The following is a 21,805-nucleotide window of genomic DNA, read 5'->3' on the forward strand; positions in this document are numbered from 1 at the left end:
GCGGAGCTGGACCTATGCTGCAGAAAGAACAGTCCGCATACTGGAAGACAGATCGGCCGTTTCGGGCAGGCGAGGACGGTGAATGATGAACAGCGGGGCAGGCGGGGCATTCCGGCGCCGGGTGGAACGGGCCGCGGAGCTCCGTATGGTCCGGAGCAGCGGCAGCACCGCCCAGGAACACGAGAAGGTGGACGCCGCCGAGCAGGAGCTCCGGCAGAAACGCGCCGGGATTGACGACGCCGCCAAGGCCGAATACCTGATCCGTGACGCCATGGCGCAGGGGAAGTTCGACAACCTCAAGTACGCGGGGAAACCGGTCCCTGGGCTTGGGGAGGCGTACGATCCCGACTGGTGGGTCAAGGGCCTGGTCCAGCGTGAGCACATCTCGGGCCTGGGCCCGAAAGCCGTTCTCCTCCGAACGGAGGACGCCGGCCTTGATGCCCTGATCGACGCCCAGCACACCGAGAAACAGGTCCGCGACCTCCTGTCGGACTTCAACGCGCGGGTGATTGATGCGCGGCGGCAACTCCAGGGCGGTCCGCCCGTCATCACGAAAACCCGGGACGTCGACGTCGAGCTGGTGCGCTGGAGCGAGCGCCGGACGGCTGCCGCCGACCCATCCCCGCAGCCGGAGCCGGAACCCGGGAAGCCCTGGTGGCAGCGGATCTGGCGGCAGGCGCTCCCGGTGCTGTGACTCTGCCGGCAGCCACCGACCGGAGCTTAAATCATATTTAGACGCCATGTTGTCTGGAATGCCGGACAGCGAATGGAATTTTGCGGTGATGCAGCTCACCCCCGCCGTGCTCAGATGTACGGACAGTGTTCCGACACCAGGAACCATTCGCAATGTGAGGAAGAGGCATGCAGGCAGCGACAAGAACGGGAAAAGCCGAGCCGCGCATTGAGCGCCGCTCCATCGACTTCGTCCCGGAAAACGAACGCCACGGCTCACCGGCGCATCAATTCACCCTATGGTTCGGCGCGAATATGCAGATCACGGCGATCGTGGATGGCGCGCTCGCGGTGCTTTTCGGTGCAGATGCCCTCTGGGCGATCCTCGGGCTGCTCATCGGCAACCTCCTCGGCGGCGCCGTCATGGCGCTGCACGCGGCCCAGGGCCCGAAACTCGGGCTCCCGCAGATGATCTCCAGCCGCGCGCAGTTCGGCGTCCTTGGCGCGGTGATCCCCCTGGTTCTGGTCGTCATCATGTACCTGGGATTTGCCGCGACCGGAACCGTCCTGGCAGGGCAGGCCGTGGACCAGATCACGCACACCGGCACGCCGGCCGTCGGCATGGTCCTTTTCGGGGCATTGACGGTCCTCGTGGCGACCCTGGGCTACAAGTACATCCACCTGATGGGCCGGATCTCGACCGTCGTGGGTGTCCTCGGCTTCACCTACCTGGGCATCCGGCTGCTCTCCAGCCAGGACGTCGGGGCGCTGCTGGGTTCCGGCCATTTCGAGTTCCCCACCTTCCTTCTTGCCGTCTCCCTGGGCGCCGGCTGGCAGCTGACCTATGGCCCCTACGTCGCCGACTACTCCCGCTACCTGCCGTCGGACACCCCGGCCCGCAAGACGTTCCTGGCCGCTTTTTTCGGCACGGTGCTGGGCTCCCAGTGGTCCATGACGCTCGGCGCCCTGTTCGCGGCCCTTGCGTTGCCCAAGGGCCAGAGGTTCCTCGACGGTCAAGTCGCATTCCTCGGCAACCTTAGCGGCGGCGGACTGATCGCCGTCGTCATCTACCTGGTGATCGTGACGGGGAAACTGACGGTCAATACCCTCAATGCCTACGGGGGTTACATGACGATGCTGACGTCCGTGACGGCTTTCACGCGCAAGTCCACAGCACATTCCCGGACCCGGTTTGTCTACGTGATCGGTTTCATCGGCCTGTCGGTCCTTATCGCGGTGCTGGCTTCGCCGGACTTCATCGCCAACTTCAAGAACTTCGTCCTGCTCCTGCTCATGGTCTTTATCCCGTGGAGTTCAATCAACCTGGTGGACTACTACCTCGTATCGAAAGAGAAAGTGGATATTCCGGCGCTGTACGACCCCAACGGGCGCTACGGTCGGTGGAACAAGACCGCGCTCGGTTCCTACGCGATCGGAATCGTCGTCCAGATTCCATTTCTCGCGCAGACGCTCTACACAGGGCCGATGACCGAGCTGCTGGGCGGAGCCGACATCTCATGGCTGGTGGGCCTGGCGGTCACCGCCCTGGTGTTCTACCCGCTGGCCAAGCGGAACTCCAACGCCCCGGCGCTGATGATCTACCCGGCCGACGGCGGCCCGCTGGACGCCGTCTCGGACGGCGGACGGCTGGAGGCCAGCCCGGTGGCCTGATCCGGGCGGGCGCCAAATGAAGAGGGCGACGGCGGGATGTTCCCGCCGTCGCCCACTTCGATCTGCGCCCTTTCGAAGGGCTCAAGGCGCCGTCACATGCAGGGTCCGGATGTTTCCCCTCCGTGATCCGTCAGATGCTGGCGACCTCGGTCAGGTAACCGTAGTAGTGCCCGGCAATCGGATGGACGGGGTCGCCGTTGAACCCGAAGTCGTGGTGTTTCTTGCTGTATCCCGCGGTCAGGTCCAGGTACTTATCCATCACATCTTTCCCAGAGCCCTCGCAGGCCTTCCTGCTGATGCATAGGGCCACCGAACCTGCCACCGCGGGGCTCGCGAAGCTGGTCCCGTGCATGACGTTGTAGCCCCCCGGCACTGTCGACAGGATGCACGCCCCTGGGCCGGCGACGGTGTGGGCCTTGTCCGAGGCCAAGGTGGCGAAGTTGGAGAAGAACGCAGGTCCGTCATCATGTTGCCCGAACTTGGTCCAGTCCACGGCGCCGCAGACGGGGGCCGCCAGGCCGCCCGGCTGCCCGTCGAAGTCCCCGATCGCCGTGGCGGTGATCACTTGGTCATAAGTGGCCGGGACAGTTCCGGCGAAGTCCACACTCGAGTTCCCGGCCGCGACAGTGTAGGTCACGCCGGCCTTGACCGAACGGCAGATGGCGTAGTGCATCGGGTCCGTGCCCTTGCCGCAGTTTGCAGTGTCGGCGCCGGGACCCGCGATGCTGATGTTGGCCACGGCGATGTCGTTGGTCTTGTCCTTGTCCTTGTGCGTCGAGGTCACCCAGTCGATGGCGCAGATCAGGCTCGCTTCGGAGATTCCCTCGGCGTCGTCAACAACCCGGACGGACCATAGCGGTGTGCCCGGGGCCGTGCCCACCACGCCGAAGCCGTTGTTCCGGGCGCCGATCACGCCCGCGACGAACGTGCCGTGGCCAAGGACGTCAATAGGGGTCACGGCGACCGGTGAGCCGGACGTGCAGTCAATGCCGCCGCGAACGTTGAGGTCGGGATGGGTGGAATCGATTCCGCTGTCAATGACCGCGACGTTGACGTCCACAGGCTCGCTGCCGCCGCCGTCCCGGATGAGGGAATTCTTGGCGTCGGGTCCCGTGCCGGAGATGCGCTGCCGCCACAACGGCTTCACCTGAGTGCTGGGTGCTTCGGAGTCCGGCGGTTTGTGGAACTTCCGTCCCTGGGTGACGAATTCGACGCCGGGATCAGCCTGGAGGCGCTGTGCCTGGGACGCGGTCATGGTGGCTGCGTAGCCGTTCACCGCGCTGCTGTACAGCTGGGACGTCGCGAATCCGTACGCGCCCTGCTGGGCCGCGGCCGTGGCTCCCACGTCCACCACCGTGTCCTTCAGCACCACGATGTAGCTTTCTTCCGGCTCGGCCCCGGAAGAGGGGGCGGCGGCTGCGATTCCCCCTCCGACGCTCAGCGCAACGACGGCGAGGGTGCCGATCACCCGGCGGACGAAGGGTCTGTCGGCTGAAAGGAGAGCGGCAAGCGGCCTGCGCCAGCGCGGTCGCGCGGCCATGGATGTTAGCTGCGGTTTTGATGCCTGGCGGCGGACTTGGCTGAACATCGTGGCCTCCCATTAAGCGACGTCGCTATTCGAGTGCCCCCGCCCAACATCTTAAGCCTCCGGCCGCATTTTAAGCCCGTACCTTGGGAAAATCTTGGAACGTGGAAACCGAAGAGAGTTCACCTTCAGGACCCCTCCTGTTCGGATCAGCACCCTAGCCTTGGCCCGGAACCGGAAGCCCAGACTGAGGAGAACGAGATGCGCCCCATGAACCGTGTGATGATGGCTGCCGCGGCGGCGGCCGCGATGTCGGCGTCGCTGCTGGCGGCCCCGGCGCTGGCAGCGGATGACGGCAGTGCCGGCGACCACGGACAGGCGGGCCAGGCACGCCAGGACCCGCGCGGAAATGCCGGAGAAAACGGCTCCCGGCCGCAGCTCAGCTTTGCCGTGATTGGCGATGTCCCGTACGGCGAGGCGGAAATCCAGGCGTTCCCGTCCTACATCCAGGATCTCAATTCCCACAAGGAACTGTCCTTCGTCGGGCACGTGGGGGATATCAAGAACGGCTCCTCCCCGTGCACGGACGGCTACTTCGCCGGGATCCGCAAGAACTTCGATTCCTTTGCCCTGCCGCTCGTCTACACCCCGGGGGACAACGAGTGGACCGACTGCCACCGCCCGAACAACGGCGCCTACAACCCGCTCGAACGCCTGGCGAAGGTCCGCGCCACCTTCTTCCCGCAGCCCGGCACTACCCTCGGGCAGCCGATGAAGGTCAAGTCGCAGGCCCGCCAGGGGTATCCCGAAAACGTTAACTTCCAGAAGCAGGACATCGCTTTCACCGCCGTCAACATCCCGGGCAGCGACAACTCCCTGCTGCCCTGGTCCGGACTTGGCAAGACGGCGCCCACCGCGGAACAGGCCAGCGAAGTCCGCGAGCGGACGGCTGCGGACATCCGCGAGCTGAAGGACACCTTCGGCAAAGCCCGCGAGGACGGCAGCCGGGCCGTCGTCATCATGACGCAGGCCGACATGTTCGACCCGACCGTCACCCACCCGTCCCAGGCAGATTTCGGGGCCTACAAACCGCTGGTCCAGGCCCTCGTCGAGGAGTCGAACGCCTTCGGCGGCCCCGTCTACCTGATCAACGGCGACAGCCACGTCTACAACCAGGACCACCCGCTGGCGGCCGGTTCCTCCTGGCTCCCGTTCTACGGACAGGGGGTCGCGGCCACGAACCTTACCCGGGTCACGGTGGACGGCTCCAGCAACGCCCGGGACTGGCTCAAGGTCACCAGCAACCCGACCGGAACCCCGGACGCGCTCTCCTTCGAGCGGATCGCGTACACGCACCCGGCATCCTGAGTGGGGTCGCAACCGCCTGGGCGGCGACCCAGATCAACGAAGCGGCGCGACAAGCCGGAATAACAACGACGGGGACGACGGCGAGAGGTCCCGCCGTCGTCCCCCGCCTTCCGTCGGGGCCGTCAGACCAGGCTGTCTTCCTTCTCGCGCAGTGCTGCGCGGACTGCCTGGGCGGGCGCCGCCGTGTGCGTGGAGTGCGGGGCGTGGGCATGGTGCCCGAAGGGGTTGAAGCGACTGAGGGCGAGCTCGGCGAAGGCGTAGGCGCTTTCGGCGTGTTCGGACCGGTCAATGCCGGCGACCTCGTCTTCGTGGCTGACCCGGAATCCGACTGTCTTGTGGATGGCGAGGCCGATCACGGCCGTGCCGAGTCCGGACAGTGCAACGGTGATGAGCACCGCAACAATCTGCGCGATGAGCTGGTGAAGGCCGCCGCCGTAGAAGAGGCCCCCGCCTTGGCCGTTGACCGGAAGGGCGATGAAGCCCAGTGCCAAGGTGCCGAGGAGGCCGCCGCCAAGGTGGACCCCGACGACGTCGAGCGAATCGTCGAAACCGAACTTGTACTTCAAGTCCACGAACACGGCGCAGGCCGCGCCGGCCAGGAGGCCCAGTCCCAGGGCGGCGAGGGGGCTGATGTTAGCGCACGACGGGGTGATCGCGACCAGGCCGGCGACGGCACCGGACGCCGCGCCGAGGGAGGTGGGGTGGCCGTGCCGGATCTTCTCGACCACGAGCCAGCTGATCACGGCTGCGGCGGGAGCGGCCAGGGTGTTGATCCAGATCAGGCCCGCCTGCTGCACGGTGGTGGCAGCGCCGGCGTTGAAGCCGAACCAGCCGAACCACAGGATGCCGGCGCCCAGCATGACGAACGGGATGTTGTGCGGGCGGTGGGCTGGGTCCTTGCCGAAGCCGTGCCGGTTGCCCAGGATCAGGACCAGAACGAGTGCCGCGGTGCCGGAGCTGATCTCGACGACAGTGCCGCCGGCGAAGTCGATGACCTGTCCGAAGAGGGAACTGACCGCTCCGCCCGCGCTCATCAGGCCGCCACCCCAGACCATGAAGGCGAGGGGGCAGTACACGGCCGTGATCCAGATGGGGACGAAGATGGCCCAGGAGCTGAACTTGGTCCGGTCCGCGATGGCGCCGCTGATGAGGGCCACGGTGATGATGGCGAAGCTGGCGCTGTAGCCTGCCTTGATAAGGTCCGGTGAGCCGATGAGGTTGCTCAGTCCAAAGCTGGTGAACGGGTCGCCGACCACGCCGAGGATGCCCTTGCCGGTGGTCATGGAGTAGCCCCACAGGACCCAGACGACGCCGACGATCCCGACTGAGACAAAGCTCATCATCATCATGTTGAGCGCAGCCTTGGCCCGCGTCATACCGCCGTAGAAGAGGCCCAGCGCCGGGGTCATGAGCAGCACGAGTGCCGCCGAGACCATCATCCAGATGCTTCCCGCAGTGAGTTCCACCTGCGTGTCCCTTCCTGTCGTACCGCCATACCGGAACATGTCGCCGCCGGCCCCCCGATCCGGATTCAATCCTCGCGGAGGCATGTTTCGGTTAAGGGGGAGAAAAGTTGCGGGCACGTTACAGGAATTGCCGCGGCGTGAAGATCACGTGACAGCCATGTTTCGGGGATGTTACCGGGGCCTCTCGGCCGGCCCGTCCGGAGGCGGTGGCGCGGGGCCGGATCCCCGGAATGGCGCGGGCCCGCGGGGAGCGGGAGAAAGTGTGCGGTGAACCGCGGAATTTCGAGTCCTGGCGGAGGAATGAAATCAATTGCTTGAATGTTCAATAAATATGGACTTTGGCATCTTCACCTTTGGCGAGCTCTCCCGGAACGTCAGCACCGGCAACGCGGTGTCCCCTCAGCAACGGCTGAAGGAAATCATCGAGCTCGCGAAGCTGGCCGACCAGGCGGGGCTCAGCTTCCTCGGGCTGGGGGAGCACCACCGGCGCGACTTCGCCTTGTCAGCCCCGGAAATCGTCCTGGCCGCGATCGCCCGCGAAACCACCAACCTCCGGCTCAGTTCGGCCGTCACCGTGCTCTCCACCCAGGACCCCGTGCGGCTGTTCGAGCAGTTCGCGACCTTGGACCTGATCTCCGACGGCCGGGCCGAGATCATCGTGGGCCGCGGCGCCTTCGTGGAGTCCTACCCTCTGTTCGGCTACGAGCTTGACGATTACGACGCGCTCTTCGATGAGAAGCTGCGCCTGCTGCTGGAACTCCGGGACAATGCCGTCGTCAATTGGCGCGGAGACCTGACGCAGAGCATCCACGGCATGGACATTGTGCCCCGCCCGGTGCAGGACAAGCTGCCTCTCTGGGTCGGCGTGGGCGGCACCCCGGCAAGCTTTGCCCGTGCCGGGCGGCTGGGGCTGCCGCTGTTCGTCGCCCTGCTCTCCGGGCCGGAGCGCTTCCGCCGTCTCGTGGAGGTCTACCGCCAGGCCGCTGCCGACGCCGGCCACGACCCCGGCGGCTTGCAGCTCGGAGCAGGCGGACACTTCTACGTGGCGCCGACCTCGCAGCAGGCTCGGGACACCTTCTATCCCTACTACCGGGCCTATTTCGAGCAGAATATGCCGCGGCCGGTGGACCACTTCCCGCGCTCCACCTTCAATGAATGGACCGAACCCGGCGGCGGCCTGCTGGTCGGGAGCCCCCAGCAGGTTACCGAGAAGCTGCTGGAAATCCACCAGACTCTTGGCAACAGCCGGTACATGGCCCAGATCGGACTGGGCGGACTGCCGTTCGCGGAGACGGCGCGGTCCATCGAGCTGCTGGCCACCGACATCATGCCTGCCGTGAACCGCGGGATTGGTGCTGCCGGAGGGGCCGCAGGGAAGATTCCTGGCAATTACGCCTGATCCATCGGGATTTCCAGGACACCCGCGGCCTGCGTCCACGTGCTCTGGGTTCCGAGCTGAGTGCTGAGCCGTTGCATCCGGCTGGCAATGGCGGGCGAACTCGCACCCGCAAGACGGGCCTGGAAATCGGTGATGATGGTCGGGTACAGCCGGAGCACGCGGGTGTCGCTTCCGTCCGTCTCGAGCATGAAGATGAATGACCGGTCATTGCGTTCGACCGGGTCCACGGCGTAGTCGTCCACGAAGTCCCCGGCGCTGTAGATGATCGGCCGGTTCCGGTGGATCCCGACGCCGCGGAAGATATGCGGGGAGTGCCCGAACACGACGTCGGCCCCGGCGTCGATCAGCGCGCGTGCCAGGTCCTGCTGCTCGGGCGGGGCTTCGGAGCCCCAGTTGCCGCCCCAGTGTGCTGAAACGATGAGCAGCTGCGCGTGTGCCTTAGTCCGCCGGACCAAGTCCAATAGATCGGCCACCCTTTGTTCGTCCTCCACGGGGACATAGTGGATCCCGGGCGAAGTATCGCTTGCCTCCCAGTCGGGCTCGTTGTCCGTGAAGGCAAGGAAGCCGACGGCGGCACCGGTCACCCGCCGCACGCCGGGCCGGCGGGCTGCGTCCCTATCCGTGCCGGCCCCCGCATGGAGGACGCCGGCGGCGTCGAGGGCCGGCAGCATTTCCCGGAACGCTTCTTCCCCGTAGTCCAGCACGTGGTTGTTGGCCAGTGACACCGCGTCGATTCCGGCAGCGAGGAGGCTCGCCACGTTCTTCAGGTCCGAGCGGAAGTGGAATACCTTTCCTGGCTCCGGTCTTCCGCCGTCCGCCAGGACGCATTCGAGGTTGGCGAACCGGATTTCGGCCCGCCGGAGGACGGCTAGGGCGTCCCCCCCACGGGTACGCAGGGGTGGTGGTCCTCAAGTGCTGGTTGACCAGCCGGCCGAGCATGACGTCGCCAATCAATGCAACCTGCATGGCCCACCCGCCTTCTGAGAGGTGCCGACGTCAGCTTTGGTAGCCTTCGACCTCGCTGACAGGGCGGGTCGCCGCCTCGTCCGGGTTCTCGCCGTAGTCCTTCTTCGCCCGCCGCTGCCGGAGCAGGTCCCAGCACTGGTCGAGCTGTTCCTCAATTTGCTGGAGCCTGAGCGGGTTGGGAACCTGGCCGGCCTTGACCTCGTTGGACGACTCCGTGTCTTCACGGAGTCCGTGCTCTTCCGCCACCAATGCCCTGATGCGTTCCAGGATGTCTTCGTTGTCCACGGTGTCCTCTTCTCGTCCGGCGGTCATCCCTCCCCAGCGTACGGACGGGAATCGGCCCTGACCAGAGCTCAGCCCAGGAGCTCGTCCGCATAGCACCAGCGCCAGTCTTCGCCGGGTTCGATGCTCCGCATGACCGGGTGGCCGCTGGCCTGGAAGTGCTTGAAGGCATGGGTTGCGGGTGAGGAGTCACAGCAGGCCACGTTGCCGCACGCCACGCACATGCGCAGGTGCACCGGCGTCGTACCTTCCCGTGCGCAAGCAGCGCAGAAGGGGTCCTGCGGGGCCGAAGGGTTCGGGGCGGTCTCAAGGTGTTCGCAGATGCCGCCCGGGCGTGCGATCCCCTCGCCGCCGCCACGGCCGGCAAGATCCGGTTCCTCCAGCGTGACATCGAGCATGGATTCCTCGACGTCCAGCCGGTCGAGCACCTCGCTCAGGACCTCGTGGGCGTACGCGCCGCCGCGCCGCAGCTCCAGGACTTTAGCGCGCTCGGCCTCCAGCATGGCAAGCCGGAGCTGCGCGTAGCGCTGGCTGGGCGTGGCGGCCTCGGCTGAGGGGCGGCCGAGCCGCTCCCAGGCCGCCAGCCCGCGTTCCTGGGTGCGCCGCTTGAGCATCGCCACGACTTCCGGGGGATCGTTGTCCGTGCGAATCTCCTGCAGGCGTTGCACTCCGGCGGCCGTTGCCAGCTGCATGAGCGAGGCCTGGTTCAGGGCGTCCTCGCGCCGGTCCGGCCCCTGGACCCTCAGCAGCCGGACCAGGGCCGGCAGCGTGAAGCCCTGCAGCGCGAGGGTGCCACCCACCACCACGAGCGCTGCAAGGATCAGCACCGAGCGGTGTTCCAGATCGGCCGGCAGAACCAGCACGGCGGCAAGGGTCACCACACCGCGCATACCGGCCCAGGACACGATCGCCGGGAACTGCCACGGCGGTGCGGGGTCGTTGCGACGGACGGCCGGAATCAGCCGGGGCAGGTACGTGGCCGGGAACACCCACACCGGGCGCAGCACAAGCACCGCCAGGAACACCACCGCGCAGCCGATCCAGATCCGGGCTGGCCCCAGCGAGTCATCCTGGACGCCTTCGATGATGGTGCGGACCTGCAGCCCAATGAGGAGGAAGACGGAATTCTCCAGCAGGAACTGGACCGTGTTCCAGTTGCTGCGCTGGCTGAGCCGCGCCGCCCCGTTCGGCATTGAGGGCGCCTTGGTCCCCATGATCAGCCCGGTCACGACGACGGCGAGAACGCCCGACGCATGGATGGCCTCGGCCGGCAGGTAGGCGACCAGAGGTGCTATCAGGGAGGTGGAGGTGTTGATGGCCACGTTGCGGATGCGTTTGCGCAGCTCGGTGAGGACGAAGGCTGCGGCAACGCCGACCACGAGGCCGCCGCCGGCCGCGAGCACGAACCCGCCGCCGATTTCCGCCGCAGAGACCGTGCCCGAAATCGCGGCGATGGCAGCACGGAGGCAGACGAGCGCTGTGGCATCGTTGACCAGCGATTCACCCTCCAGGATGCTGACGATCCGGCGGGGCATGCCCACCTTCCGCGCGATGGCGGTCGCGGCCACGGCGTCCGGCGGTGCGACGACGGCACCGAGGGCCATGGCGGCGGCGAGCGGAATCTCGGGAAACAGCCACCCGACCACGAATCCGACGCTGACGGTGCTGAAGATGACGTAGCCGACCGAGAGCAGGCCGATGGAGCGGCGGTTCGAGCTGAAATCGAACAGCGAGGTCTGCAGCGCCGCGGCGTAGAGCAGGGGCGGCAGGAGACCGACAAGCACCAGCTCCGGATTCAGCTCGATCCTGGGGACAAACGGCAGGAAGGAACAGGCAACCCCGGCGAGCACCAGCAGCAGCGGGACGGAGACGTTGATTTTGCGGCCCAACGCACTGCCGGCGCACACGATGGCAACGAGGGCCAGCAGTCCCAAAGCGACGTCCATTGAGCCATTGTGTCAGTTGCCCGATCCTGGCGGTCCCCGCGCATCATCAGCTTGCTTATTATTTTGCGGCTTCCTAGAGTTGTTCCTGTAAGCCATCACAGTCTCCGCGTGGGAACCATGGACGGCGAAGCGCCCCTCGTGGATCCTCGCCCAGCAAGAGGAGGACACATGTCAGGACACAACATTGCAGGTAAGAAAGTCGCTTTCCTGTTGACCGACGGCGTGGAGCAGGTGGAGCTGACCAGCCCGTGGAACGCCGTGAAGGAAGCCGGCGGGGAACCGACCCTGGTGGCTCCCAAGAGCGGAAAACTGCAAGGCTACGACGGCACCGAAAAAGGCAGCACGTTCGCCGTCGACATCACCGCTGCGGACGCCAACGCGGCCGACTTCCACGCGCTGGTGATTCCCGGTGGGGTCGTGAATGCCGACCACCTCCGCGTCGACAAGGACGCCCAGGCTTTCACCCGGGCATTCTTTGAACAGCACAAGCCTGTGGCCTCCATCTGCCACGGACCCTGGCTGCTTATCGATGCCGGCGTCATCAGCGGCCGGAATGTGACGTCCTACCCCACGCTCCGGACGGACCTCACGAATGCCGGCGCCCATTGGACCGATGAGGAAGTGGTGGTGGACCAAGGCCTGGTCACCAGCCGCAACCCGCATGACCTTCCTGCCTTCAACGACAAACTGCTCGAGGAAATCGAAGAAGGCGAGCACGCGGGCCAGACTTCCTGACCCCGGGTCCCGCGCTCCTTTCCGGTTGCTCTGCGACCCGGCCGCGGCGAGGCCCGGGTTTCCGGCCTTTCCACGGCCCGGCGCCAAGCCCGGCCCCGAGTAACCGGGCAGGAGTGCTGGCCCGCCCCGCCCGTGGCCTCGTGGGCGCCGCAGCCGGGTGAAGACACCTACCCGCGGCAGCGCCTTTGGGGCAGGATATGCGCTGTAAACAAGTACCGAATCGCTGCTAGGAGTCCGGACATGACCACGCTCAACCCCTACCTCGGCTTCCGCGACAACGCCAAGGAAGCCATGGCCTTCTATCATTCGGTGTTCGGCGGTGAGCTGAACATGAGCACGTTCGCCGAGTACCACGCCAGCGAGGACGCTGCGGAGCAGGACAAGATCATGCACGCCATGCTGACCACCGAACACGGCATGGTGCTGATGGGTGCGGACACACCCAACAGCATGGATTACACCCCCGGCAACAACTTCTCCGTGTCGCTCAGCGGCTCCGACGAGGCCGAGCTCCGGGGCTACTTCGACAAGCTCGCCGACGGCGGCGCCGTGGCCATGCCCTTGGAGAAGGCGCCCTGGGGCGACACTTTCGGCATGTGCAAGGACAAGTTCGGCGTGGACTGGCTGGTCAACATCGCCCCTGCCGCAACGTAGGGCGCGCAAGAGTTCATCCCGGCCTGCCCCCGATGCCGCCGTCTTCTGGCGCGCTGCCGGAGGCCGGGCGTATGCTCGCGCCCGTGGGACACGATCCAGTGGTGGCGAACCCGAAGCTCTACCGGGTGGTTTTCGAAAACGAGCGGGTGCGGGTTCTCGAGTACAGGGACGAGCCGGGCGACAGGACCGTTCCGCACAGCCATCCCGACAGCGTCATGGGCACGCCGGGCCGGCCCCCGCCGGCTCTCCAGGGCCCCTCGGCCCGGCTTCCGGCTGACTGAACCCTTCCGCCGTATCGGCGGTTCCCTGAGTGTTCCCCGGCCCGGCGGCCGCGGCTATCCTTAAGCTGGCCGGGACACCGCATGATCGGGTCCATCCTGCCTGGCCGAGAGAGGCATGCCATGACCGAGAAACTGCACCTCACCCCCGAGGACCATTTCCCCGAAGACCTGAGCAAGGTGGCGGACAAGGAACTGCAGGTCCTCGACAGCCAGGTCCAGCGCCAGCTGGACTACGAATATGTGGTCGAAGGCGAGCCCAACCCGGAGACCGAGTTCCGGCACTATGACCTCGACGAGGAATTCACCGAGCGGGACAAGCGCGGGAACTGAGCGCCCCTAACGCGATTGGTAGCTGGGCAGCGGGCCTGTCGCGTTCGGTACTTCGTCAGCATGCTTACTATACTGGGCTGACAACTCCGTATAGAAACGAGCATCGCATGACTTCGGCCGCTGCCACGCGTTCCCTTCCGTATCCGCTGGGCGTCACGCTGAGGGACGGTGGCGCCAATGTTGCTATCTACTCCCAGACGGCCGACGCAGTGGAAATCTCCACCTTCGACGGCGACGGCGCCGAGACCCGCATTGCATTGCCGGAGCGGACCGGACACGTGTTCCATGGCATGGTCCCGGGGATCGAGGTCGGCACCCGCTACGGCATCCGCGTCGACGGCGCCTGGGACCCCGACGCCGGGTTGCGGCACAACGTCCACAAGCTGCTGCTGGATCCCCACGCCACCGCGATCGAGGGCGGCTATGACTGGGGCCAGGCCGTCTTCGCCCACGATCTGAACAACCCGGCCGAGTTCGACGCCACGGACTCGGCCGCTTCGGCGCCCCGTTGCGTGGTCACGGACCGGTCCTTCGACTGGGACGAAGGTGCCCCCGACGTCGCGCCGCGCATCCCGCTCGCCGAGACGGTGGTCTACGAAGTCCATGTCAAGGGTTTCACGCAGCAGCACCCGGACGTCCCGGAGGACATCCGCGGCACCTATGCCGGCCTGGCGCACCCCGCAGCCATCAAGCACCTCACGGACCTTGGCGTGACCGCCGTCGAACTGCTGCCGGTGCACCAGTTCGTGCAGGACAGCCACCTGGAAGAGAAAGGCCTGCGCAACTACTGGGGCTACAACAGCATCGGATTCTTCGCCCCGCACGGCGACTACAGCGCCGCCGGCGACGGCGGCGGCCAGGTCGCGGAGTTCAAGGCCATGGTCAAGGCCCTCCACGCGGCCGGGCTGGAAGTCATCCTCGACGTCGTCTACAACCACACCGCCGAGGGCAACCACATGGGCCCCATGCTGTCCTTCAAGGGCATCGACAACGCCGCCTACTACCGCCTGGTGGAGGGGGAGGAGTCCGCGTACTTCGACACGACCGGAACGGGAAACAGCCTCAACGTGGGCCACCCGGCGGCGCTCGGTCTCATCATGGACTCGCTGCGCTACTGGGTCACGGAAATGCACGTGGACGGGTTTCGCTTCGACCTGGCCACCACACTGACCAGGCAGGACGGCAGCGCCGAGTTGCACAGCGCCTTCCTCACCCTGATCCAGCAGGACCCGGTCCTGGCCCCGGTCAAGATGATCGCCGAACCCTGGGACACCGCCGGCTACCAGGTGGGCGGGTTCCCGGCCGACTGGTCCGAGTGGAACGGCAAGTTCCGCGACGACGCCCGCGAGTTCTGGCATGGCGGCGAGAACGTGCTTGGGGACTTCGCCCAGCGTTTCCTCGGCAGCCCGGACGTCTACGAAGGCAGCCGCCGCGCCCCGGTATCCAGCGTCAACTTCATCACCGCGCATGACGGTTTTACGTTGGCGGACCTCACGGCCTACGACGAGAAGCACAACGAAGCGAATGGTGAGGACAACAACGACGGCGAGAGCGACAACCGCTCGGCCAGCCACGGCATCGAGGGCCCCACCGATGATCCCGCCGTCACCGAACTCCGCGGCCGCCAGCGCCGGAACTTCCTGGCGACCCTGCTCCTGTCCACCGGCGTGCCCATGATCCTGGGCGGCGACGAAATGGGTCGGACCCAGGGCGGGAACAACAACGCGTACTGCCAGGACGACGAGATCTCCTGGTTTGACTGGAACAAAGTCGACGCCGGACTCCTCGAGTTCACCACGGAACTGATCACGCTCCGCCGCGAGAACCCCGCACTCCGCCCGGACTGGTTCCGCCACGCACCGGAGGCCGGCAGTGCCGACTCAGTCCGGGTGCTCCGCGCCGACGCCGAGGGCTTCAGCGAAGAGGACTGGACGGCAGACCACCGCGCCATCGCGTTCGTGCTGGAGCACGACGGCGCCGACGCATTCGCCGTACTGTTCAACGCCGCCGAAAACGGCGTCGAATTCACCGTCCCGGCAGCCCCGCAGCAGGAGTGGGAGCTGGTGCTCTCGACCGACCCGGAACAGCAGGCACACCCGCCGGTGAGCACCCTGATCGTGCGCGACCGCTCAGTCACTGTCCTGCGGTCCCGCGCATAGCGGCCCTTCCGTGGCGTAGCCGCAATGCTGCGCCACGGAACCTTCCGCCCTTTGGGGGGAGATACTCAACTTCGGAAGGTACTGTCAGTCAATGCCCAGTTCAATTCCCAATGACCCTGTGTGCCACGAGATCGAGGTGAGCGGACACATCGGCCAGGTGTTCGCCTCCCGGCGGGCGGCCGGTGGCGGTCCAGGCGCGGCGGCACAAAGCGGGACCGGGGACCAGCCGGGCGCCGCACCCGCCGTCGTCCTCATCCACGGGATCGGCGCCTCGCACCGCTACCTGCGACGGCTTCATCGGCTGCTGGCGGCGTCAGTCGACACCTACTCGATCGACCTGCCCGGCTTCGGGGCCACGCCCCGGCCCGAGCATCCCCTGACAGTGGCCGACCACGCCACCTACATCGTGGGTGCCATGGAACAGCTCGGCGTCCGGGAGTTCGTGGCCGTGGGGCACTCGATGGGGGCACAGTTCGCCGTCGAGGCCGCGATTCAGCAGCCGGAACGGATCCCGCACGTGGTCCTGATGGGTCCGGTGGTCGATTCCAGGCGCCGGACAGTGCCGCAGCAGGCCCTGGCCCTCGGCCTGGACTGCCTGTTCTTCGAGAGCCCCTCCTCGAACATCGTCGTCTTCACCGACTACCTGCGCTGCGGTCCGTCCTGGTACCTCGAGACCCTGCAGGTCATGATGAACTACCCCACGGAAGAGCGCATCACCGGCGTGAAATCGCCGGTCCTGGTGCTGCGGGGCGCCCACGATCCGGTCGCCACCGCCGGCTGGTGCCGCCGGCTGGCCGGGCGGGCCACAGGGGGGCGGTTCCTCGAAATCCAGGGAACCGGGCACGTCGTGCAGCACAACCGTGCCGTTGAGGTGGCAGGGGCCATCGCGTCCTTCGCCGGCCTTGTCCCGTCCAGGGAGACCCCGCAGGAGTTCACGGCGTAGGAGCGCCGCAAGAGGGCGTTCAGGCGTCGAAATGGTTATATGCATCCGATTCCGGACCTTTTGGGCGGGCAATCCGGCATCCGCCCTGTGACGCATTCGGGGACGCGTTCAGCATGAAGACGTACGCTGACGGTAACTTAACTTTTTCCGAACGGATGCAGCATGGCAGAGCTCGACGTCCAGGAGTCGCACTCCCTCGCGCTGGCAATCGCCGACGCCGCCCGGACCCCCGCCGGTACCGTGCTGGACCAGCTGGGATCCGGCGTGAACGGACTCTCCGCCGCGGAGGCGGATAAACGGCTCGTGGAGCTCGGACCGAACGCTGTCCGCACCCATGAGGCCAGCGGCTGGGCGGTGCTGGGCCGGCAGTTGCGCAGCCCCATCCTGATCCTCCTGCTCATCACCGCCGCCCTCTCCCTGTTCCTCGGGGACGCTACGAACTCGATCGTGATCGGGGTGATCCTGCTGGTCAGCATCGGCTTGGGATTCAGCAACGAATTCCGGGCCGAACGCGCTGCCGAGGCCCTGCATTCGCGTGTCACCCACCGCGCTGTCGTCGTCCGCGACGGGACCGTCCGCGAAGTCGACGTCACCGATCTCGTGCCCGGCGACGTCGTCCATCTGGGGATCGGCGCGATCATCCCCGCCGACATCCGGCTGCTGAGCGCGAAGGACCTCCTGTGCGATGAAAGCATCCTGACCGGGGAATCACTGCCCGTCGCCAAGGACCCCGCGCCGGTACCCGGAGGCGCGGCGCTGGCGGACCTGACCTGCTGCCTCTTCATGGGAACCATAGTCCAGTCCGGCAGCTGCACCGGGGTGGTGGTCGCCACCGGCGGACGGGCCGAATTCGGCAGGATCGCCCTTGGCCTCGGTGAGCGGCAGCCCCAGACTGAGTTCCAGCTGGGCCTCAAACGCTTCTCGTTCCTCCTGCTGCAGGTGGCGATCGGACTCACGTCGCTCATTTTCGTCGCGAACCTGCTGCTGCAACGGCCCGTGATCGAGTCGCTGCTGTTCTCGCTGGCAATCGCCGTGGGGATCACCCCGCAGCTGCTGCCTGCGGTGGTTAGTACCAGCCTGGCGACGGGAACCCGCCAACTGGCGAAACGGAAGGTCCTGGTCAAACGCCTGGTCTGCATCGAGGACCTCGGCGACATGGACATCCTGGTCACGGACAAGACCGGGACGCTGACCGAGGGCAGGATCAGCTTCACCGCTGCGCTGCCCGCGGGCCCCAAGTCCACTCCCGGCGAACTGCTCACCCAGGGACTGCTCGCGACCGAGGCCGAATACGCCGAAGCAAAAGTGTCCACCGTGGGATTGAACCCGCTGGACGCCGCGCTGTGGGCGTCAGCTGACGCGGCAGCCTTCGACCCGTCGCGCTACGACCGCGTGGACGTCATCGACTTCGATCATCAGCGGCGCCGGACCAGCGTGCTGGTCCGGGAGGACGGCGGTGCCGCCCGCCTGGTCACAAAGGGCTCGCCGGAAGAGGTCCTCGCGCTGTGCGTGGACACCCCGCCCGGGGTTCAGGGGATGCTGGATGAACAGTTCGACGCCGGGTCCCGGGTGGTGGCCGTCGCGAGCCGCCCGGCCGGGGGACTCGTGGATCTGACGCCGGCTGACGAGAAGGATCTGACCCTGTCCGGATTCCTCATCTTCCTGGACCGGCCCAAGGCCAATGCCCGGGAGTCGCTGGACCAGCTGGCGGCGCTCGGCATCACGGTCAAGATCGCCACGGGCGATAACGCCAAGGTTGCCGAAAAGGTCTGCGACGAACTCGGCGTGCTCTCTGGCGGAACGCTCAGCGGTGCGGTGGTGGAGGCGATGTCGGACGAGGAGCTCAGTGCCGCGGCCCGGGAGGCGAGCATTTTCGCGCGCGTCTCGCCTGAGCAGAAGGCGCGGATCATCCGGCTGCTGCGGCAGAGCGGGGGCGCAGTCGGTTTCATGGGCGACGGCGTCAACGACGCGCTGGCGCTGCATGCCGCGGACATCGGCATCTCCGTGGACAGCGCCACCGACGTGGCGAAGGACGCTGCCGACGTCGTGCTGATGGACAAGGACCTGGGCGTGCTGGCCGAGGGCGTCATGGAAGGGCGGCGGATCTTTGCCAACACCATCAAGTACGTCCTCATGGGGACGTCAAGCAACTTCGGCAACATGTTCAGCGCCGCCACGGCCTCGGTGGTCCTGAGCTTCCTGCCCATGCTGCCGGGGCAGATCCTGTTGAACAACCTGCTTTACGACACAGGCCAGCTCGCCATCCCCGGTGACCGCGTGGACAACGAGCAGCTGGTAGCGCCCTCGCACTGGAACATCGCCTTCATCCGGCGGTTCATGTTCCTCTTTGGCCCCATCAGCTCGCTCTTTGACTTCGCCACGTTTGCCCTGATGCTGTTCGCGTTCAACGCCGTCTCCGGGGAATTCCGGGCAGGCTGGTTCATCGAGTCCATCGCGACGCAGACGCTGATCATTTTCGCCATCCGGACCCGGCGCGTCCCGTTCTTCCGCAGCCGGCCGTCCATCGGCCTGCTTAGCGCCTCCCTGGGCGTGGTGGCACTGGGCGTGTTCCTCCCGCTTTCTCCGCTGGCCGGAGTACTCGGGTTCGACCCGTTGCCCGTGCCGTTCTTCCTGGCCCTGCTCGGAATGACCGTGGTGTATCTGGTCCTGGTGGAAACGGCCAAACGCTGGTTCTTCGCCCGTGCCGCACAGCAGCCTGCCGCCGCCCGGCCCGCCGCTGTCCGGCGCCGCGGCCCGAGCCACCACATCAGCCGCCGGGCCGCACGCTTCAGCATCCCGGAGGCCAGGCCGCTGCTCGTCAACCGGGGCCCGGGCCGGCGCCGCCGACGCAAAACCGGGCATAAAGGCCCTCACCCGTCCAAGGTGATGGGCGGATAGTTGAAGGGAGCGGCCGCCCGGTCCGTTCCCCGGCTTAAGGAACGCGGGACTGATGAGGCCGACGGCCGAGGTTTCGACTGGAAAGCCAAACTGATGAGCATCTTTGCAGACAGGGTCGACGCCGGCCGGCAACTGGGCAGGCGTCTGGCGGAACTCCGCGGCCAGGACATCGTGGTCCTGGGCCTGCCCCGAGGCGGCGTCCCCATCGCCTTCGAGGTCGCCGCAGCCCTGGACGCGCCCCTGGACGTGATCGTGGTGCGGAAGCTGGGACTTCCCTACCAGCCCGAGCTCGCGATGGGGGCGATCGGAGAAGGCGGCGCGCGGGTCCTGGATCAAGAGGTCCTGGCGCACGCGAGGGTGGACGAGAACGAACTCCAGGCAGTCGAGGACCACGAGCGGGCGGTGCTGGAAAACAGGGTGGTCCAGTTCCGGAAGGGCCGGACCCGCCAGGACCTCACCGGACGGATCGCGATCATTGTCGACGACGGGATCGCCACCGGCTCGACGGCCCGGGTGGCGTGCCGGGTGGCCCGGACGCTGGGCGCCGCACGGGTAATCCTTGCCGTCCCCGTGGCCCCCGCCGAGACCCTCGCGAACCTGACGGAACCGGACGAGGTGATCTGCCTGGCCACGCCCCGGCAGTTCACCGCCGTGGGCTACCACTACCGTGACTTCTCGCCGACCGAGGACGATGAGGTGGTCCAGCTGCTCGACCTCGCGGCCAAACGCCTGCAGGACGCGCCCCCGACTTCCCGGAACGCCCGCGCCGCCCAGGCCGACAGTGCCGCGGATATTGACGAAGAAGTGGAAATCCCCTCACGCGGGGTGCGGCTCCAGGGCCAGCTGCACCTGCCGGTTCCGGCCAAAGGGGTGGTGCTGTTCGCCCACGGAAGCGGCAGCAGCCGGCACAGCCCGCGGAACCGCTACGTGGCCGGCGTGCTCCAGCAGGCCGGGCTTGGCACGTTGCTGCTGGATCTGCTGACCCCGGTGGAGGAGCGCCACCGTGCCAACGTCTTCGACATCGAACTCCTGGCCCGCAGGCTGTCCTCGGCCACGGACTGGCTCGCGGCAACGGCGGACACTGCCCACTCCAAGGTGGGCTACTTCGGTGCAAGCACGGGCGCCGGAGCCGCGCTGTGGGCAGCTTCCGAACCGTCCGCCCGGATCACCGCCGTCGTATCCCGCGGCGGCCGGCCCGACCTCGCGGGCCCCCGTCTCTCAGCCGTGACCGCGCCGACGCTCCTGATAGTCGGCAGCTTCGACTACGAGGTCCTGGAGTTCAACCGCAAGGCCAAGGCGATGCTGCGGTGCCCCAGCCAGCTTGCCGTGGTGCAGGGCGCCACCCACCTGTTCGAAGAGCCGGGCACGTTGGCAGCGGCCGCCATCCTCGCGAGGGACTGGTTCACTCAATACCTGCTGGCGCCGGACACAAGGTCTCGGGCGTAACCCCGTCCCGGGCCAACCATGCGGCACACCCGGACGGCCGCCGTTGTCCGAACCGGGACGCCTGAACCGGGACGCCTGAACCGGGACGCCTGAACCGGGACTCCTGAACCGGGACTCCTGAACCGGGACTCCTGAACCGGGACGCCTGAACCCTCAGGCGCCGTGCGCTTTCCCGTGGCCGCCGTGGCGGGAGCGATAGGCGCTGGCGCGATAGGCGTAAACGAGCAGCGCCACGCCTGCCGCCACCAGCAGTACCGGGACGACGAAGTCCACCGCCGATAGAAGTGCCGTCGCCTGAAGGGCAAAAACCAGGCCCATCAGGCCTAGGACGGCTGCCGGAATCAGCGGCCACCTCATCCGCGTTGCCGGCACTGGTTCATTCGTCGCGGACCACCCTGAAACGGCGGGGCCGGGCTGCGCCGACCACATCAGGGGGGACTGTGGCCCAGGCGTACCCGGCACTGGCCCCGCTGCGGGACGGCCGGGGTGGAGGGGAATATGGACGGGCACCAAGGCGAGCACCGCGAACGTGGCGGCCAGACCCAGGAACAGGACGGCGGCCACCGGCATGCCCTGCAGCTCCGGCGGGAGTAGCACGATCAGCGCCAGGGTGAGCATGACCCCGCAGGGAATCAACGCCCACCAGTTGGCGCGCTCGCGGAGGTACACTGCGCCGAATCCGGCCCCCATGAACAGGAACAGGAAGGCCCCGGCACGGTCAGCGGCCGGGGCGGCCCAGAACCGGGAGACCAGGATGACCGCCGAGAGTCCAAGGAAGACAGAACCGGGGATGGCCGCCCACCAGTTGCTCCTGCTGCGCACGAACTGCCTGAGGAACACGACGCCGGCCGCGCCGAAGATCAGCGGCCACACCAGGGCGGCGCTGTCCAGAACCCCGAGCAGGTCCAGAAGCATCAGGATGCCTGCCACCATCAGGACGATGCCTGCGACGATGCTGCTTCGTGACGATTTCACCGTCTGCCTCCCCGTCCCGCGGGGCGGTTGTCCGCCGCCCTTACCTAGTCAGGTTAGGTCCGCGGATCGGTACGATGTAGGGCCCAAAG

18 protein-coding genes are annotated in these 21,805 nt (G+C 66.9%); 12 read left to right on the forward strand and 6 right to left on the reverse strand.

Annotated elements, in window-relative coordinates; all coding sequences use genetic code 11:
* The first annotated feature begins 82 nt into the window (after nucleotides 1-82).
* Both AC1DCZ_RS06250 and AC1DCZ_RS06255 read left to right on the forward strand, forming a co-directional pair.
* Nucleotides 83-694 (forward strand): DnaJ family domain-containing protein, encoded by a 612-nt coding sequence (locus AC1DCZ_RS06250; protein ID WP_476973814.1) that lies wholly within the window; start codon nucleotides 83-85, stop codon nucleotides 692-694.
* A gap of 167 nt (nucleotides 695-861) precedes the next feature.
* Nucleotides 862-2,343 carry a purine-cytosine permease family protein gene (locus AC1DCZ_RS06255; protein ID WP_476973815.1) on the forward strand — a complete coding sequence of 494 codons (1,482 nt, stop codon included), beginning with the start codon at nucleotides 862-864 and terminating at the stop codon, nucleotides 2,341-2,343.
* A 130-nt stretch (nucleotides 2,344-2,473) separates the two neighbouring features.
* On the opposite strand, the gene AC1DCZ_RS06260 is transcribed toward AC1DCZ_RS06255, so the two are convergent.
* Nucleotides 2,474-3,883, reverse strand: coding sequence for a S8 family serine peptidase (locus AC1DCZ_RS06260; RefSeq protein WP_476973816.1), 1,410 nt, complete (start codon nucleotides 3,881-3,883; stop codon nucleotides 2,474-2,476).
* A 246-nt stretch (nucleotides 3,884-4,129) separates the two neighbouring features.
* Between AC1DCZ_RS06260 and AC1DCZ_RS06265 the strand changes: the two genes are divergently transcribed.
* Nucleotides 4,130-5,236: a hypothetical protein gene (locus tag AC1DCZ_RS06265; RefSeq protein ID WP_476973817.1), complete on the forward strand. Its 1,107-nt coding sequence runs from the start codon at nucleotides 4,130-4,132 to the stop codon at nucleotides 5,234-5,236.
* 122 nt (nucleotides 5,237-5,358) lie between these two features.
* Here AC1DCZ_RS06265 and AC1DCZ_RS06270 read toward each other — a convergent pair whose 3' ends face one another.
* A complete protein-coding gene (locus AC1DCZ_RS06270; RefSeq protein WP_476973960.1) occupies nucleotides 5,359-6,675 on the reverse strand; it encodes an ammonium transporter in 1,317 nt (438 codons plus the stop codon).
* A 358-nt stretch (nucleotides 6,676-7,033) separates the two neighbouring features.
* Between AC1DCZ_RS06270 and AC1DCZ_RS06275 the strand changes: the two genes are divergently transcribed.
* Nucleotides 7,034-8,101, forward strand: a complete 1,068-nt coding sequence (locus tag AC1DCZ_RS06275; protein WP_476973818.1) for an LLM class flavin-dependent oxidoreductase — start codon at nucleotides 7,034-7,036, stop codon at nucleotides 8,099-8,101.
* Here the strand turns inward: AC1DCZ_RS06275 and AC1DCZ_RS06280 are convergent.
* From AC1DCZ_RS06280 to AC1DCZ_RS06290, 3 genes are all read right to left on the reverse strand, one after another.
* Nucleotides 8,092-8,997, reverse strand: coding sequence for a CapA family protein (locus AC1DCZ_RS06280; RefSeq protein ID WP_476973961.1), 906 nt, complete (start codon nucleotides 8,995-8,997; stop codon nucleotides 8,092-8,094). The genes AC1DCZ_RS06275 and AC1DCZ_RS06280 overlap by 10 nt on opposite strands.
* 100 nt (nucleotides 8,998-9,097) lie before the next feature.
* Nucleotides 9,098-9,352 carry a DUF2630 family protein gene (locus AC1DCZ_RS06285; protein WP_476973962.1) on the reverse strand — a complete coding sequence of 85 codons (255 nt, stop codon included), beginning with the start codon at nucleotides 9,350-9,352 and terminating at the stop codon, nucleotides 9,098-9,100.
* 68 nt (nucleotides 9,353-9,420) lie between these two features.
* Entirely contained in the window at nucleotides 9,421-11,295 is a 1,875-nt protein-coding gene (locus AC1DCZ_RS06290; protein WP_476973819.1) for a Na+/H+ antiporter, read from the reverse strand.
* A 168-nt stretch (nucleotides 11,296-11,463) separates the two neighbouring features.
* Between AC1DCZ_RS06290 and AC1DCZ_RS06295 the strand changes: the two genes are divergently transcribed.
* From AC1DCZ_RS06295 to AC1DCZ_RS06330, 8 genes are all read left to right on the forward strand, one after another.
* Nucleotides 11,464-12,030, forward strand: coding sequence for a type 1 glutamine amidotransferase domain-containing protein (locus AC1DCZ_RS06295; RefSeq protein ID WP_476973820.1), 567 nt, complete (start codon nucleotides 11,464-11,466; stop codon nucleotides 12,028-12,030).
* Between the two features lie 240 nt (nucleotides 12,031-12,270).
* Nucleotides 12,271-12,684 carry a VOC family protein gene (locus AC1DCZ_RS06300; RefSeq protein ID WP_476973821.1) on the forward strand — a complete coding sequence of 138 codons (414 nt, stop codon included), beginning with the start codon at nucleotides 12,271-12,273 and terminating at the stop codon, nucleotides 12,682-12,684.
* Nucleotides 12,685-12,767: 83 nt separating this feature from the next.
* Nucleotides 12,768-12,965 (forward strand): hypothetical protein, encoded by a 198-nt coding sequence (locus tag AC1DCZ_RS06305; RefSeq protein ID WP_476973822.1) that lies wholly within the window; start codon nucleotides 12,768-12,770, stop codon nucleotides 12,963-12,965.
* A 120-nt stretch (nucleotides 12,966-13,085) separates the two neighbouring features.
* Complete coding sequence (locus tag AC1DCZ_RS06310; RefSeq protein WP_476973823.1) at nucleotides 13,086-13,295, forward strand: hypothetical protein; 210 nt, start codon at nucleotides 13,086-13,088, stop codon at nucleotides 13,293-13,295.
* A gap of 107 nt (nucleotides 13,296-13,402) precedes the next feature.
* Nucleotides 13,403-15,454, forward strand: coding sequence for a glycogen debranching protein GlgX (gene glgX, locus AC1DCZ_RS06315; protein WP_476973824.1), 2,052 nt, complete (start codon nucleotides 13,403-13,405; stop codon nucleotides 15,452-15,454).
* Nucleotides 15,455-15,545: 91 nt separating this feature from the next.
* A complete protein-coding gene (locus tag AC1DCZ_RS06320) occupies nucleotides 15,546-16,397 on the forward strand; it encodes an alpha/beta fold hydrolase (RefSeq protein WP_476973825.1) in 852 nt (283 codons plus the stop codon).
* Between the two features lie 162 nt (nucleotides 16,398-16,559).
* On the forward strand, nucleotides 16,560-19,295 hold the full coding sequence (gene mgtA / locus AC1DCZ_RS06325) for a magnesium-translocating P-type ATPase (RefSeq protein WP_476973826.1): 2,736 nt from the start codon (nucleotides 16,560-16,562) through the stop codon (nucleotides 19,293-19,295).
* Between the two features lie 93 nt (nucleotides 19,296-19,388).
* Nucleotides 19,389-20,741, forward strand: coding sequence for a phosphoribosyltransferase family protein (locus AC1DCZ_RS06330; RefSeq protein ID WP_476973827.1), 1,353 nt, complete (start codon nucleotides 19,389-19,391; stop codon nucleotides 20,739-20,741).
* Between the two features lie 153 nt (nucleotides 20,742-20,894).
* Here the strand turns inward: AC1DCZ_RS06330 and AC1DCZ_RS06335 are convergent, their stop codons facing one another.
* Nucleotides 20,895-21,716, reverse strand: a complete 822-nt coding sequence (locus AC1DCZ_RS06335; protein WP_476973828.1) for a hypothetical protein — start codon at nucleotides 21,714-21,716, stop codon at nucleotides 20,895-20,897.
* Between the last annotated feature and the right edge of the window lie 89 nt (nucleotides 21,717-21,805).

The sequence above is a fragment of the Arthrobacter sp. 10N418 genome (assembly GCF_056394725.1).

What these genes read in the sequence shown, in the direction of transcription:
- AC1DCZ_RS06250 (WP_476973814.1), top strand. Translation starts at nt 83, where the DNA reads ATGATGAACAGCGGGGCAGGCGGGGCATTCCGGCGCCGGGTGGAACGG.
- AC1DCZ_RS06255 (WP_476973815.1), top strand. Translation starts at nt 862, where the DNA reads ATGCAGGCAGCGACAAGAACGGGAAAAGCCGAGCCGCGCATTGAGCGC.
- AC1DCZ_RS06260 (WP_476973816.1), bottom strand. Translation starts at nt 3,883, where the DNA reads ATGGCCGCGCGACCGCGCTGGCGCAGGCCGCTTGCCGCTCTCCTTTCA.
- AC1DCZ_RS06265 (WP_476973817.1), top strand. Translation starts at nt 4,130, where the DNA reads ATGCGCCCCATGAACCGTGTGATGATGGCTGCCGCGGCGGCGGCCGCG.
- AC1DCZ_RS06270 (WP_476973960.1), bottom strand. Translation starts at nt 6,675, where the DNA reads ATGATGGTCTCGGCGGCACTCGTGCTGCTCATGACCCCGGCGCTGGGC.
- AC1DCZ_RS06275 (WP_476973818.1), top strand. Translation starts at nt 7,034, where the DNA reads ATGGACTTTGGCATCTTCACCTTTGGCGAGCTCTCCCGGAACGTCAGC.
- AC1DCZ_RS06290 (WP_476973819.1), bottom strand. Translation starts at nt 11,295, where the DNA reads ATGGACGTCGCTTTGGGACTGCTGGCCCTCGTTGCCATCGTGTGCGCC.
- AC1DCZ_RS06295 (WP_476973820.1), top strand. Translation starts at nt 11,464, where the DNA reads ATGTCAGGACACAACATTGCAGGTAAGAAAGTCGCTTTCCTGTTGACC.
- AC1DCZ_RS06300 (WP_476973821.1), top strand. Translation starts at nt 12,271, where the DNA reads ATGACCACGCTCAACCCCTACCTCGGCTTCCGCGACAACGCCAAGGAA.
- AC1DCZ_RS06310 (WP_476973823.1), top strand. Translation starts at nt 13,086, where the DNA reads ATGACCGAGAAACTGCACCTCACCCCCGAGGACCATTTCCCCGAAGAC.
- glgX (WP_476973824.1), top strand. Translation starts at nt 13,403, where the DNA reads ATGACTTCGGCCGCTGCCACGCGTTCCCTTCCGTATCCGCTGGGCGTC.
- AC1DCZ_RS06320 (WP_476973825.1), top strand. Translation starts at nt 15,546, where the DNA reads ATGCCCAGTTCAATTCCCAATGACCCTGTGTGCCACGAGATCGAGGTG.
- mgtA (WP_476973826.1), top strand. Translation starts at nt 16,560, where the DNA reads ATGGCAGAGCTCGACGTCCAGGAGTCGCACTCCCTCGCGCTGGCAATC.
- AC1DCZ_RS06330 (WP_476973827.1), top strand. Translation starts at nt 19,389, where the DNA reads ATGAGCATCTTTGCAGACAGGGTCGACGCCGGCCGGCAACTGGGCAGG.